Raw genomic sequence first — 14,057 nt, 5'->3', positions numbered from 1 at the left:
TGGTTGCAGAAGTAGTTACTGATTTATGCTCCACACTCACCGCGTAATGGTTGTGATGGGGGCATATGTCGTACGCTGCAGAAATATGTGGCGAGAATCGCCGTAATTTCGAAAGCAATCAAAAACGATTTAATTTCGATTAGCCTAATGTATTGGGTGTTTTGACCGGGCGAACCGACGGGATCCGAGGCGTAACGGCATTGTTTCAATGGCTGACGAGAAGATGAGACAATGCCGGCTGACGGGCTTCCGATACTGTCTCATTTTGCAAAATCTGCGCGTGATGTTTGCCATCGACGCTCGAAAAATACAATCAAAGCGGAAGATCTACAATGTAGAGTAGATTCGAAACGCCGTTTCTATGTCATCGAAGACGCGGCCGCGGCCATTTTTCAGGACGAGTGCCGACTTGCACAAATCGCCGATCACATTGAGGTTATGTCCCACGATGATCATTGAACGATCCTTCCGTTTGACAAAAAGTTCTTCGAAGGAGCGCAGCTGGAAACGTTTGTCGCCAACAGCAAGCACCTCATCGATGAGATAACAGTCGAAATCGATCGCAAGCGACATGCCGAAAGCCAATCGCGCACGCATGCCGGACGAGTATGTCCTGATGGGCATGCGCAAATAGCGACCAAGCTCGCTGAAATCCTCCACCAGATCGCGAATTTCGTCGAATGGCTTGTCGTAGATCCGTGAGAGGAAGCGCATGCAGTCAAAACCGGTCATCGAACCGCCGAAGCCGCCGCTCAGCGCTATCGGCCATGACATCGACATATTGCGCACGACCTTTCCGGACGTCGGCTCCTCTATGCCGGCGATCATCCGGACGAGCGTCGATTTTCCCGCGCCGTTATGACCGAGAACGGCGATCTTCTCGCCGCGGCCAATCTTGAAGGTCACGCCGTCAAGCACGCGGCGCATACGCCCATTCACTTCATATTCCTTGACGAGATCGAATACGCCGACAATGCCATCTTCGTGCCAAGGCGCCTCGACCCTCTGGGCCGCGACTTCCGACGGTGCGAATCGCGCGAGACTGGAAGGAAGACTAGTCATTGCTGAGCCGCATGCTCATAGACCTGGATGACGAAGAAGCGCACGATCCAGAATATGGCGAAGCAGATCGCAAGCAGCAGGAGGAATGACTGGAGGCGCTTCGGATAGAGCGCATGGTCCGGCAAGTTCGGATCGGCAATTCGTTCGAGATAGAGTTGCTGCCGTTGCGCATCGATTTTCGCGTTCTCCAGAGAAGCGGTCGCCGAGGTCAGCATTTTCGCGGCCATTTCCCGCTCCAGCAGCAGCTGTTCGTATTGAGCGATACGCGGCGCCATCGAACCGTCGCTGCCGACGATACGTGCCCGTTCGTCGCTGATCTGCCGCTCCATCGCCGCCACTCGTGCCCTTAGCGCGTCATTCTGCGGGCTCCGCGGGGCTTGCTCGTCAAGCGCGGCAAGGCGTGTCTTGCTGTCGGCCAGATCGTCCGAGAGCCGGGCAATCATGTCGAGCGCCGCGGACGACTGCTTGCCCGGATCGACAAGAGCCTCGCGATTGCGGAAGTTCGTCAGTCTCTTCTGCATGTCGGACAGCCTCACCTGACTGTCATTCACCTCGACCTGCGCATAACGGATCGCGTCCTGCCGGGCGCGATCATTCAGGCGATTGATGAGCTCTTCGGCGTGCTGAACCAGGGCGTTCGCCAGACGATAGGCATCATCGGCCTGAAATGCCCTCACATCCAGCGTCGTCACGCCGCTACCACTGTCGGTATGGACGTTTATGAACCGGAGATAATGCTGAAACAGCTCCTCGCTGTTCGCCTCGCGCCACGGCAGAGGATAGCGGTTGAGAAAGTCCGCCTCGGGTCTGGAGAAAATCTCCTTCAGGCCGTCCTTTTCGACGAGCGCGTCAACGGCCGCACGGGACTTGATGAATTCGGTGACGATATAGCTGTCGTCCTGAGCACGAACGAAGCCGGTGCTCTGGAGGAAGCCGCTCAGCAGGCCTGCCGCATTCCTGTTCGGGCTGCGAACGACGAACTGCGTCTCGGAAACATATTGATCGGCAGATATGAAGGCATAATAGACGCCGCCGAGCAGGCCTGGAATGACGACGATCAGTAACAGCAGCAGCTGGGATCTGATCCATCTCACAATTGAAATCGGCCTGGAGACAGGCCGGCCGGTGGTGATGCCGGACGAGCGCGCCGTTACCAATGTGACGAAATCGACAAAATCCTGGTTATTCTCGATACGGCTCATCTGGGACCATCAATCTCTCGGAGAATGGCCGCAACCATTCAATAGTCATCTTGCCGAAGCTCCGCGCGCATCGCGGCAGACTTCCCATTCCGCCTCTCCCAATCGCCACCCCGCCGAGGCGCATGACGCTCGTGACGGCATTTAGTTTCGCAAGAGATTCACATATATCCTTTGAAAGTCAAATATAATTCTCGGTCTATTTGATATTTAACGTATGATCTCAAGAATAATTTGCCTTCTGTCGCAATTAATACTTTGGCGGCGCGATCCGTATGGCGGGGCGAAATTGCGGCGGTGATAACTGCCATTCAATTCGCCATTTCTCCCTCATTGCTGGCTCAAGGAATTCGGAATGGGAAAGCTTGGAGGCATCTTGAACCCTGTCAGCAATCGTGCCGGGCCGAATCGTCGCGAGCGCCCGTGGCTGCAACGCGCAGCCATGAGATATCGGACTGCCATCCTGCAATTGGCGCTTCCCATCTCTCTCGAACCGATCCCGTTCAGGCAATCGGCCGCAGTCCGGCATTGCAGGTCGCTTCGCCCGGGCGGCCGTGACCGCCTCTAGCTTGCATTGGGGGATCTATGCATTTGGATTCGACGATTTTCTCCCAGGACATGCGGGTCTCGACAACAGATACAGGTGAACGGCCGTCCTGGCTGCCTGTGGCGAACGCACAGCTGCTCGCCTTCCTGGCGACCCGGCGGCGTTTTCCCCTGATCGGTCCGGCGATTTCCGCCTCTCTCAGACCGATCGAGCTGATGGCGGGCGCAGCCGCGGATGGCGTCGTGGGTTGGGGGGATGGGCCGCTCGCCCGGATGGCGCGCCTTTATGCGCGCATTCACCGTCTGCCCTTCTGGACCGTCTCCGGCGGCTTTCTGCAATCGCCTGGCGCAAGCACGGCACCGCCGGTTTCCATCGTCACCGACGATCTCGGAATTCATTTCTCCGCCCACCAGCCGTCACGGCTGGAAACTCTGCTCCAGGCAGGGCCGCGGCATAAAGATATTGGTCGTGCGAGCGATCTGCGGCAACGGATCGTCCGCGAGCGGCTTTGCCAGGACAACCATCTGCCGGAGGGTGCCGTACTCCTTCGCCGAAACCACCGCAGGCGTCTGCTGCTCATCGACCAGGCCATCGGAGATCGATCCATCGAAAGCGCCGGCGCCGATGCCGGTGCCTTCGCAAGGATGTGGGCCGCAGCGCGTGCGGACAGAAATGCTGACATCATCATCAAGTGCCATGCCGATGTCGTGGCGGGCCGTGCCAAAGGTTTTCTTCAACCCTATATCCACACAGGCGGAGTGCAGTTCGTCGACAAGGCCGTCTCCCTGCATTCGATACTGGATCTGGTCGATGAGGTCTGGACCGTGTCGAGCCATCTAGGCCTCGAGGCATTGCTGCGCGAAATACCCGTCGTGACCTTCGGCATGCCTTTCTATGCCGGCTGGGGACTGACCGACGATCGCGCCGAAGGCGCTGCAGCAATTGCAGCGCGCGCCCGGCGGACACGGCATGTCAACATCGACGAATTTGCCGACGCGGCATTCCTTCAATATTCCCGTTATGTCGATCCGGTCTCGCGTCATCCGATCACGGCCGAGCAGGCCGTCGAGCGGCTGCTCGAATGGCGCCACCATGCCCGCTCCCTTTCGGGGCGCTATCTTTGCGTCAACTTCTCGCTTCACAAACGCTCGGTAATGCGTCGTTATCTGAGCAGCCCCAGATCCGAGGTGCGGTTCGCCACCGATCCGACGGCCATGCAGATCCAGAATGCAGACACGATCGTCCTGTGGGGGAATGCCGATCCGCCGGAAGAAAGCCTTCTATGGAAAGGTGGCAAGAGATTGCCGATCATTCGGGTTGAAGACGGCTTCATCCGCTCTTCCGGCCTCGGCAGCTCGCTCGTTCCTCCATCCTCTCTCTGCTTCGACAGGCAAGGCATCTACTTCAATGCCTCTGCCCCGAGCCAGCTCGAAACGATCCTGAACGGGACGAATTTCGATGAGGCGCTCCTCGATCGGGCAAAGCGCCTTCGGCAGGCGATCGTCTCGATGGGCATCACCAAATACAACCTGCCGCCGCAGGCCGCGCCGGACTATCGTGCAAAGGCCAAGGGACGGACGATCGTTCTGGTTGCCGGGCAGGTTCCGAACGACGCCTCCCTGCGCTTCGGTATGCCAAGCCATGCGTCCGACGTCGACCTGCTAAAGGCCGCCCGGCGCGCAAGGCCGAACGCGTTCATTATCTACAAGCAGCATCCCGATCTCCTGGCCAGGAATGAAGGCCGTCACCCGCCTTCATCCCCATCGATGAATGCTGCCGATCTTGTCATCGGCAATGTCGGTTTCGACGATCTCCTGCAGGCGGTCGACGAAGTTCATGTCGCGACATCGTTGATCGGCTTCGAGGCTTTGCTGCGCGAAAAGCCGGTATGGTGCCATGGCCTGCCCTTCTATGCCGGCTGGGGTCTAACCCATGACACCGTCGTATCGCTCCGGCGCAAGCGGCTGTTGAGCCTCGACGCTCTCGTTGCCGGCGCGCTCATCCTCTACCCGCGATACTGGTCGAATATCACCGATCTTCCCTGCGAAGCGGAAGATGTGGTCGCCGAGCTCTATCGCGCCCGCCTGGGGGCGGCTCCCAACCCATCAAAACGGCGCTGGCTTGCGCAAGTCATCCACATGCTTGAGGCGAGAAAATCGTGATGAAGCCGATCGTTATGGATATTTCGCGGCTGATGGAGCGGGCGCATTGCCCGACCCCCACAGGCATAGATCGCTACGAGCTTCACTATGCGCACTGGCTGAACGAGCGCCGCAAGCGTGCCGCTATGACCAATGCTTTGGGGGCACCGCAAGCATCCTGGTTTGTCGAAACGGGGCATCACGGCGCGGTATCCGTTGCCACCGAGCGAGCGGACAAGCTCGTCTCCACGCTTGCCCGCCGCTGGGCGGCGAGCGAAGTATCAACCTCTCAGGCTGCTCTTCTCGATCGCATTTTCGCTGCCATCGACGGCAAGATCCAATGGCAGGCGACCGAGGCTAAGCCCGGCGAAGCTCACACCCGGAAGCTGCGCAAGATCGCGCATGTCGTCGCCAATCATTTTGCCCAGGGGCGGACGCTGCCCGGCAACGCATCCTTCGTCCACGTCTCCCATAGTCGGCTGGAGCGAACATCGGCTTTTTCCTGGCTCGAGCAAACCGGGCGGAACGGCGTTTTTTACGTCCATGATCTCATCCCACTTTCGCATCCCGAGTTCGTCCGACCGGAAGAGCCGGAGCGTCATCGTCGAAGGATGGCGACGGTGCTGAAGCACGCCTCCCTTGTGCTGTGCAATTCCCAGGTGACGGCACGGGCGTTACGCACCTTCGCCCAGGAGTGCAACAGCGCGCTCCCCTCCATCGCCGTGCTGCCCCCGGGGGTGGAGCAATGCTTTTTGTCTCCCCCCGATGACATGGCTCGCACGCAAATTCCCTATTTCGTGACGATCGGCACCATCGAACCGCGCAAGAATCACATTCTGCTGCTGCGTCTATGGCAGTATCTGGCAGAACGGGACGGCCCTAGGGCACCTCGTCTGGTGATCGTAGGCAAGAGGGGATGGGAAAACAGCCATATTCTGGCAATGCTCGAACGGTGCCCTGCCTTGCCCGGGCTCGTTATCGAAGTACCGGGGTTGGAGGATGCCGCCTTGGCGCGGCTGGTCGCCGGCGCCGCCGCTCTCCTCGCCCCCTCGTTTACCGAGGGTTATGGCATGCCGATCGCCGAAGCGATCGCTCTCGGCACGCCCGTCGTCGCATCCAACATCAGCGCGCATCGCGAGGCTGCAGGCGGACATCCGGCAATTTTCCTCGACCCTCTTGACGGGCTGAGCTGGAAAGCCGCGCTCGACATGATCGCCGCCTCGCCCCGGCACCGAACCAGACCGGGGCGGCCAGGCGGATGGGACACACATTTCGATGACTTGGAGGCACTGATCGAGGCCGATCTTTCCGCCCGGCGCTATGCGGCCCAACGAGCGCCGCGGCGCGTCGAAACGATATCACCATCGGCAATTCTACAATGATCGGACGGGGAATGACGCACGGGAATGCAAGTGAAAATCAACAGCAGAATAAGTTCAAATCGTCAGAACGACGGGGGAGCAGCGACGTGACAAGTTTTTACGACATCGAGAACTGCTACAAATTCATCCTCGGCCGTCCGATAAACGACGACGAGCGCAATGCCATCGGGCAGAACCTGCTGCAGCTGACGGACATTCCGCTGGACGAGCATCGCCGACGCTTTCTCAGTTCCAACGAGTTCCACCAACGCTATAGCGAATTGCTGTTCGACAATTTCGTACCGAAGTCGATTTGCGTTCTCTTTGAAACGCAATACGATTTTAAGCTGTATCTCGATTTGCGCCAGTACCATATTTCCTTCGGAATCATGAGTGGAGAATATGAGAAATTCGACATCGAACTTGTCAAAGCCATTCTGCCCGAAACCGGACAATTCATCGATGTCGGCGGTAATGTCGGATATTACTCGCTTTCCGTCGCGGCCCATCCGACTTTCAAAGGGACGATCCTTGCCTTCGAACCCCTCCCCAGACTTTGGGGTCTGTTCAACCGATCGATCCTGGAGAATGGCTTTGAAAATCGCCTGAGCGTCCGCCAGCTCGCCCTTGCCGATGCACCGGGAGAGCTACAGCTGAGTGATGCCGAGGATACGGTTAATGCCGGCGCGACGCGGCTGGTCATGAATACGGCCGATACCAAAGCCGGCCGCATGGCGAAGGTCGAGACATTGGATCATGTGATCGGCAGTCTGCGGCCTGATGTCATGAAAGTCGACATTGAGGGGGCGGAAGGCCTGTTCCTGAAGGGCGCGCGTGAAACCATATCGGCGCATAGACCCTCGCTGCTTATGGAGATCAATCGCGACGTGCTCGCCGTTCTCTCGAAAACGACGCCCGGCGCAATTCACCGTCAGCTTGCCGAATTCGGTTACGGCATCTGGACCAGCTCACAAAATCAGCTGACCAGGATCGAGACGTCGGACGAGCTCGATCGGAGTTTCCAGATCGGCACGGTCGCGAACATTCTTGCAGTTCATGAAGATCGCGCAGAAAGGGTCGGCGAGCGCCTTCAGCGCCTCGGATTGGCGCTAGCCTCATCCAAGTCCCAAAAGCATCGGCAGCAGGAGATCGCACTCTGAAAACAGCGGCAATTGATCTTGCGACTTCGACCTGAAATGCCCGCGCATCGCGACTTTACATGGAGACCGACAACATTTGCCGTCGATTTCGGCCGCAGTACTGCACCCCCGGATCGGGCCGCCGTCATGTCATTCGAACTTGATGTGATTGCGGGCCATATTCACCAGGAAAAGCCCGACGGCCGTGGTGAAGAGGCAGCATTTCGTGATGTAGCCGATATCGTAGAAAGTCTGCACGGTATCACCGAAGAAGCCGGCTCGGAAAAGTTCGAAGCAGTGGACGGTGGGAACGTAGAGGGCCAGTTTCTGCGGGCCGCTCGGCAGCCAGGCCACCATGAAGAACATGCCGCCGATCGGGAGTGTGAGATACTGGAACGGCGAAACAAATTTCTCCACGAACTCGAAGCGCTCGGAGCCGGCGGCAAAAATCAGCCCTACGGCGAAAGAGAACCATGCCATGAACAGCCAGCCCGCCAGAAGCGGGCCGAGGTCCTGATAAGGCGGTATGATATTCGCGAGACGAGCGACCGTGTAGACGATGATGAGCGCCGCCGTCGTACCCGCCACCTCCAGAAGCCCGCGCGCGATCAGCGCGTCGGCGAGACGGATCTGACGATGATACATCAAGGGCAGATTCTGACGCAGACACGAGACGGCATGGCCGCTTATGTGGCGCCAGAGCGTCAACGGCATGTAGCCGCTCAGGACGAAGGCCGCGATCGTCAATCCATGTGCTTCGTGACGCATCAAGGTCCACATGACCATGACGCCGGCAGTCAGAATCATCGGCTCCAGCGCAAGCCAGAGGAAACCAATGTTTTCCCGCCCATAGCGGATGAGCATTTCACGCATGATGAGTGCGCCGAGCACGCGCGCCTGGATCTTCAAGCCGGTTATAAACTGCGAACGGCCGCGAGCGTTCGTCGATACGTGATGCATGCGGAGGCCTCCTGTTCGCCATCCCATCTCCGTCGGATGGTGGAACAACGATACCGGCGAAGGCCGCTTGCTCAATCTTCATTGCGTCGGGCCTGGACAATTACCGCCCCCGGTGCACAGGCGCCGACAGATAACGGCAGGCAGTCATCAGTGGGAACGCAACCATGGCTCTGATAAATTCCGAAACGCAAAGCAAGAAGGTCGATGCACGGCAGCCTCGGTTGCCTTTCCGCGAGATGATTAAGCGATCGATCATCGGGCCGGCAAAAACGGGAAAGCACCTCAGGCGCTCAACGCGCCTGCGCGTCTACATGCTCGCGGTCGTCGGTCCTACCCTCGTCGTGAGCGCCTATTATGCCTTCATGGCCGCGCCGATCTACGTATCCGAAGCCTCTTTCGTCGTTCGTATGGCGGCTCCGCCATCATCGAACGTCTTCGGTTCGCTGCTGCAGAATAGCGGCATAACCCGCTCACAAGACGACACTTTCTCCGTGCAGGAATATATCCGCTCGCGCCAGGCACTGAAGGAGCTCACCGAGCAGCTTCCCGTGCGCACCATTTTCGGCAGCCGGCAGGCGGATTGGCTGACACGCTTTCCGCGGCCTTGGGAGAACAGCAGCGAGGAGGAGCTCTATAACTATTACTCGAATCGCGTCTCGGTCATCCACAACGATACGACAGGCATCACCGTGTTGCGCACGACAGCCTTCCACGCGCAGGATGCCGTAGATCTGAATATCGCGTTGCTTTCGCTCGGCGGCAAACTGCTCGACCGTTTGAACGACAGAGCCCGCGGCGATGCGGTTCGCTTTGCCGACAATGAGGTACAGGAAGCGCAGCAGCGGGTCATAGATGCGCAGAAAAACATTACGAATTTCAGAAACAAGGAACTGATGATCGATCCCAATGCCAGTTCCCTGTCGATGGTCGACCTCATCACCAACCTGACTGCCGAGCTGGCCAACACGCGCGCTCGCCTTGCCGAGACGCGCAAGACCGCGCCCGACAGCAACGCTATCCCCTTCCTGACCAGCCAGATCGCGGCGCTGGAACAACAGATCGAAAACGAGCGCGCCAAGATGGTCGGATCGGACAAATCCGTTGCGCCCAGGATTGCCGATTATGAAAGTCTTGTCCTGATGCGCGAATTCGCCAACAAGGCGCTCGTCGCCGCCCTTGATTCGCTGGAAGCAGCCAGGGCCGATGCCCGCCGGCAGCAGCTTTATCTTGAGATCGTCGTACCATCGCACCTGCCTGACGAGGCGGAGATGCCTTATGCGCTCAAGAACATCGCCGTGGTTTTCCTGTCATTGAGCCTCGCCTACCTTCTGGGCTGGCTCATGCTGACCGCCGTCAGGGATCACGAAAGTGGTTGATCCAGGCTTTAGTGCAGTATCGGCCGGCAATGGCAACCCGTTATCAATCGGCGTGCCAGAAGCAGGTATAGATTTCCGACATGCAGGCGCGGATCTCCTGCCCGGCGGTCGAGTCCGCGGTAATATGGCCATAGAGGCTGAACTCCGCATCGCGTGCGCGGATGTAATATCGCAGGGCCGCCTCCATATCCCGCATGGCCTTATAGAGATGTCCGGTCTGGATCTCGACATCGATGACCGCCGCTGCATCGAGATTTTGCGCATATTCGCGATAGACCTCATAAAGCTTCAATGCCTCGTCGAAATCGCCGGCCTCCTTAGTCACGTTCGCATAGACGGCAATCAGGTCGATTTCTCCGTCCGTAATCACCAGGTCGCGCAATTTCGCCTGCGCTTGCCCCCAGCGTCTCGACTGAACCAATTCCATGGCATTCTGACGCTTGCGCTCGATATCGACACGCGAAAGCCGTAAACGCGCCGTTTCGAGATGGCCGGTTATTTCAGCGTCGTCCGGTGCGAGCTCATGGGCACGTTCGTACCATTGCAGCGCGGCCTCAGGCTCATGCATTCGATTGTAGAGGTGGCCAAGCTGCAGATGGATATCGATATCGTCCGGCTCCTCCTTCAGGAAGCGCCGGTATGCCTCCAGCGCCGCCTCGAAATCGCCATTCTCCTTGTGAGCATGGCCAAGCTGCACGAACAACGAAATCCGCGCGGGATACTGCTCCACTGCCTGCTGATAGTAAAAGGCTGCAGTCGCCCAATCACGACGGTCGCGCGCTGCGTCGGCCTCCGCAAGGGCATTGACAGGTGTACGGGCATCGGCTGTGCCGGCTCTGGTCTGTCCGACACGCAAAAGCGTCGATGCAAATCGCAGCTCCCTTCTCATGACACATGCCGCATCGAGATGTTTCGCGGGCGCAGCCAGCAGTCTTCGGGTGGCCGCTCATGAATGCGGATACGCAATTCTATGAAACGATGCTCTCTCTTGATAGTCACGCATACGCTTCCCGAGAACGAGCCGACCAGCGTCATGGCCTGCAGAAAATCGAGACCGGAATTGGCGACGACCTCGATATCGAGCTTGGCCTCCTTCGGTTGGATAAGCTCAAGATCCAGCAGCCAGTCGCCTTCCTTGAAACTACGTTTGGGGCCTGTCAGCAGCCAGCCCGGCTGGACGCTCCAGTTGCTGTCGTTGATCTGCGGCGGCTGCCGCAGGAGGTCGGAGCCGATCATCCAGCCGGCATTGTCGACCTCCCGTACGAAGATGATCGTCGCCTGCCCCTCTGAATCGACCAGAAATCCGGAGGGGGTAATGCTCGCACGGGAGGAATCGCCGACATCCCGCGGCTCGCTGTCGCTATCGGGCAGCAACGTATCCCAGTAGGCCGTCTGGCCTTCCCGACGCGCAATGGCGACGATCCGCTTCACGACGGTGGCGCGGGTGACGACGCCGCGCCGGAGATCGAACTCCAGTCCAAGTCGCTCGGCGGACGTCGGATCCCTTCCGCAGATGCGTGAGAAAGCATAGCGTAGAAAGGCCGCGTCGTCCTCTCGTGCAAAACGCACGAAGTTCTCCACCATGGCGAACTGATCCGGTTCCCTCCGAAGTGCCTGCATCAGGGAGGGACCGCTGAGCGCTGACGGAATGGGGCGGCGAGCCTTCAACGCGTCGACGATGCGCAGCCGATTGGTACCGCCGCGAATGGCATTTGCAAGCGAGAGACGGTCATCCGATGTGAGGTCAGATTCCGTCAGATCCAATGCCTTTGCCCAGGCATCGACGAAGGATTCCGCAGGCAGGGAGAACACGTCTTTCGGCAGAATACTCAAGGGCTGTCTATGCAACTCGGCGATGGTCAATATTGCCCCCCAACATCTTTTCGATGGCTGTGACATGCCGCGCGGCGGTGCGCGGATAGGAATACCAATGGGCTGCCTGGCTGCGATCGCGATCCAGCATCGACAGCAACGCGGGATTTTGCGCGAGGCTCAGCAATGCCTCCGCTATGCACTCTATCTCGGTGTTTTTGACGACATGGCTGATCGGCCACAGGTCCCGCAGGACCGGCGAGCGGGAGCACAGCAGGGGGCGATTGACGCTCATTGCGATGCGCGCCGCCCCGGTCGCCGTCTCGGTCGAATGACCATACAGGAACGAAAGCAGGTCGCACGTCATCAATTCACGACGCAATTCTCCTTCCGGAATGAAATCGAAACGCGCCGTGACCTTCTCGGATATTCCAAGATACTCGATCAGGTTTTCGATCACGGCGCGCGTTGCCCGGGATTCGTCGTTCGCAACCATGCAGTTGAACAGTTTCAGATGCAGTCGAGGCTCGTAGTTCAATGCCTCCGCGAAGGCCAATACGAGACGGTCGATGTTCTTGTGCGGCATCAGGAACCCGAAGGAACCGATCGTAAAACGCGACAGGTCTGGTCCTGGCGCATCTTCCGGCTCAGAAAGAACGCCATGCGGCAAGACGATCGGGTTCAAATGCCCTGAAGCCGAAAGCGCTGCCGCATCTTCCGCCGAATGCACGAAGACCATGTCGAATGCGCGGGTCCAGTCGAGCGTGCCGCCTCGCAAGGCCTCCTTTACGCTGTGCATGGTCAGCACGCGCAGTCGATGAGCCGTGGCGGAGATCGGCTGGATCAACAGCTCCATGTCCGCCGTCGAAAAATGTCCCGGATGATGCTGCATCCATAAGACATCGCCTCGCCCCTGCTCCAATCGCCCCGCCAGGCGCTTGAGCGAAGCGAGGTCATAGCCCCATAGCCTCGATATGCTGCGGGGAATGTTATCGACGATGTTCGAAGGCGTTTCCGGCAAGGCATCGTCCATGATCCGCCGTGCAAAGACGTGGTCAAGCCTGCCCGCGAAGGCCGGTGTGGCGTACAGATGCTGAGAATAGGTAGCGATGCCGCATTGTTGCTGCCAGGAGGAAATGAGATCCATCGTCCAGTCACGCCGCGCTTCGGCAGCGGTAGGGGCGGGTTTGGCAAGGGCAGCCAGCGTGCGGACGGCAACTGACCTCCAGCTGAAATGTGTCTTCAGAAGGGCCTTTGCTTTCTCCGCTCGGCTGGTGGCTTCAGCGGGACGATCAAGCACCGCGCGCATCTGCGAGCCCAGGTGTTCCACCGATGGTTCTGCCCATAGGCTGTGGGAGCCCGCTACATGAGCCTGGGATGCGGACATGTGGCAATCGACCAGCCAGGCCGTATCGGGGCGGCAGAAATCGAGCTGGCCGCTATAGTTCGTGGTCACGACTGGAACGTCGAGCAGCATGGCTTCGGCCAAAGGCAGGCCAAAACCCTCTCCCCTGCTGGGTGCTACCAGCATCGCGGCGGAACGATAAAGCGCGCTCAGCTGGCTGGCATCATAGTGCTGTTCGATGATGGTGATGGGCGGCGCGTCGGCAAGTCTGTTGCGTTTTTCCGCAAGGATCGATGCCAGTACGTTGTTTGGGTTCGGAAACGTCTTGATCACCAGTTCGACCGGTTCATCCGCGCGGAAAGTGCTCAGGAATGCCTCGATCAGGACATCGACACCTTTGCGTGGAAAACAGGAAGAGACATGCAGGATGCGCCGACGTCCGTTTTCCGGCGGCGGCGAAACATCATTCATGGTGTCGGACAAATGATCGCAGCCGGTGCCAATTACCTCAACCGGTATGGTAATTCCGGATCGCTCGAAGCTGTCGTGAATGAAATTCGAGATTACCGTCACGAGGTTAAGATCGCGATTGAAGCGATCCACCAGATATTGAGGGAATTCAAGCTCTTCCCAGGCAAAGGCGATATAGGCGTTCTGCCGCCCGACCATGTCGTGGGTTGCCGGCGGCCAGGTATTTCGCAAATGAATGTCGAAGGTCTCTTTGAACGGATAGTCATCGCGCATGCGGCGCATGACGTCCGTGGCCGCTGAAAGGTTTGCGTCACCCTGCCAGTCTTCCTCGGCGGTGTGGCAGGTCAGATTGACGCCCAAATCTATGAGCGCCTGCGCGAGATGACGATTGACGATCGCCAGACTGTAGTCGCCCTTGAAAACGCCGTCATAGAAAACAGTCTTGCCGGCAAATCTCTCGATCAAAGACCGTTCGTCTATGCGCCCCGCGTCGAGCGGATAGGGCGAAACAGCATCGTCATGGTGCATCCATTACTCCCAGGCACTGGAGACAAACAAATGAGCGATATGGCAAACGGGCAAACTCGTGGACGCATCACTGATACGGATGACGAGAATGCCGGCTTGCGCTTATCGCCTGCTTC

At 58.6% G+C, this 14,057-nt stretch carries 10 protein-coding genes; 4 read left to right on the top strand and 6 right to left on the bottom strand.

The window, feature by feature from the left end; translation table 11 throughout:
• Positions 1–327 precede the first annotated feature (327 nt).
• Positions 328–1,062, bottom strand: coding sequence for an ABC transporter ATP-binding protein (locus tag PH552_RS19510; protein ID WP_210260432.1), 735 nt, complete (start codon positions 1,060–1,062; stop codon positions 328–330).
• On the bottom strand, positions 1,059–2,264 hold the full coding sequence (locus tag PH552_RS19505; RefSeq protein WP_285166247.1) for a KpsE/RkpR family capsule polysaccharide export protein: 1,206 nt from the start codon (positions 2,262–2,264) through the stop codon (positions 1,059–1,061). Before PH552_RS19505 ends, PH552_RS19510 begins: the two co-directional genes overlap by 4 nt.
• Positions 2,265–2,846: 582 nt before the next feature.
• Here PH552_RS19505 and PH552_RS19500 point away from each other — a divergent pair.
• From PH552_RS19500 to PH552_RS19490, 3 genes are all read left to right on the top strand, one after another.
• Positions 2,847–4,970 (top strand): capsular polysaccharide biosynthesis protein, encoded by a 2,124-nt coding sequence (locus tag PH552_RS19500; protein WP_169643210.1) that lies wholly within the window; start codon positions 2,847–2,849, stop codon positions 4,968–4,970.
• A complete protein-coding gene (locus PH552_RS19495; protein ID WP_112345001.1) occupies positions 4,970–6,331 on the top strand; it encodes a glycosyltransferase family 4 protein in 1,362 nt (453 codons plus the stop codon). Before PH552_RS19500 ends, PH552_RS19495 begins: the two co-directional genes overlap by 1 nt.
• Positions 6,332–6,417: 86 nt before the next feature.
• Positions 6,418–7,470: an FkbM family methyltransferase gene (locus PH552_RS19490; protein ID WP_113250397.1), complete on the top strand. Its 1,053-nt coding sequence runs from the start codon at positions 6,418–6,420 to the stop codon at positions 7,468–7,470.
• Positions 7,471–7,599: 129 nt separating this feature from the next.
• Here PH552_RS19490 and PH552_RS19485 read toward each other — a convergent pair whose 3' ends face one another.
• Positions 7,600–8,409, bottom strand: coding sequence for an ABC transporter permease (locus PH552_RS19485; protein WP_112344999.1), 810 nt, complete (start codon positions 8,407–8,409; stop codon positions 7,600–7,602).
• A gap of 164 nt (positions 8,410–8,573) precedes the next feature.
• Here PH552_RS19485 and PH552_RS19480 point away from each other — a divergent pair, with 164 nt between their 5' ends.
• Positions 8,574–9,785 carry a KpsE/RkpR family capsule polysaccharide export protein gene (locus tag PH552_RS19480; RefSeq protein WP_112344998.1) on the top strand — a complete coding sequence of 404 codons (1,212 nt, stop codon included), beginning with the start codon at positions 8,574–8,576 and terminating at the stop codon, positions 9,783–9,785.
• Positions 9,786–9,828: 43 nt separating this feature from the next.
• Here the strand turns inward: PH552_RS19480 and PH552_RS19475 are convergent, their stop codons facing one another.
• The 3 genes from PH552_RS19475 to PH552_RS19465 are packed head-to-tail and all read right to left on the bottom strand — an operon-like array spanning position 9,829 to position 13,941.
• Positions 9,829–10,674 (bottom strand): tetratricopeptide repeat protein, encoded by an 846-nt coding sequence (locus PH552_RS19475; RefSeq protein ID WP_112344997.1) that lies wholly within the window; start codon positions 10,672–10,674, stop codon positions 9,829–9,831.
• The gene (locus tag PH552_RS19470; RefSeq protein WP_245430474.1) at positions 10,671–11,618 is read right to left on the bottom strand and encodes a hypothetical protein; all 948 of its coding nucleotides are present in this window, start codon (positions 11,616–11,618) and stop codon (positions 10,671–10,673) included. Before PH552_RS19470 ends, PH552_RS19475 begins: the two co-directional genes overlap by 4 nt.
• Before the next feature lie 7 nt (positions 11,619–11,625).
• Positions 11,626–13,941 carry a glycosyltransferase family 4 protein gene (locus PH552_RS19465; protein WP_112344995.1) on the bottom strand — a complete coding sequence of 772 codons (2,316 nt, stop codon included), beginning with the start codon at positions 13,939–13,941 and terminating at the stop codon, positions 11,626–11,628.
• Positions 13,942–14,057: the final 116 nt, after the last annotated feature.

Origin of the sequence: Rhizobium aureum (assembly GCF_030182495.1) — a bacterium.
Taxonomy (GTDB): Bacteria; Pseudomonadota; Alphaproteobacteria; order Rhizobiales; family Rhizobiaceae; genus Rhizobium; species Rhizobium tropici_C.
The sequence above is the reverse complement of the archived record's forward strand: the minus strand, read 5'-3'. Positions and strand labels throughout refer to the sequence as shown.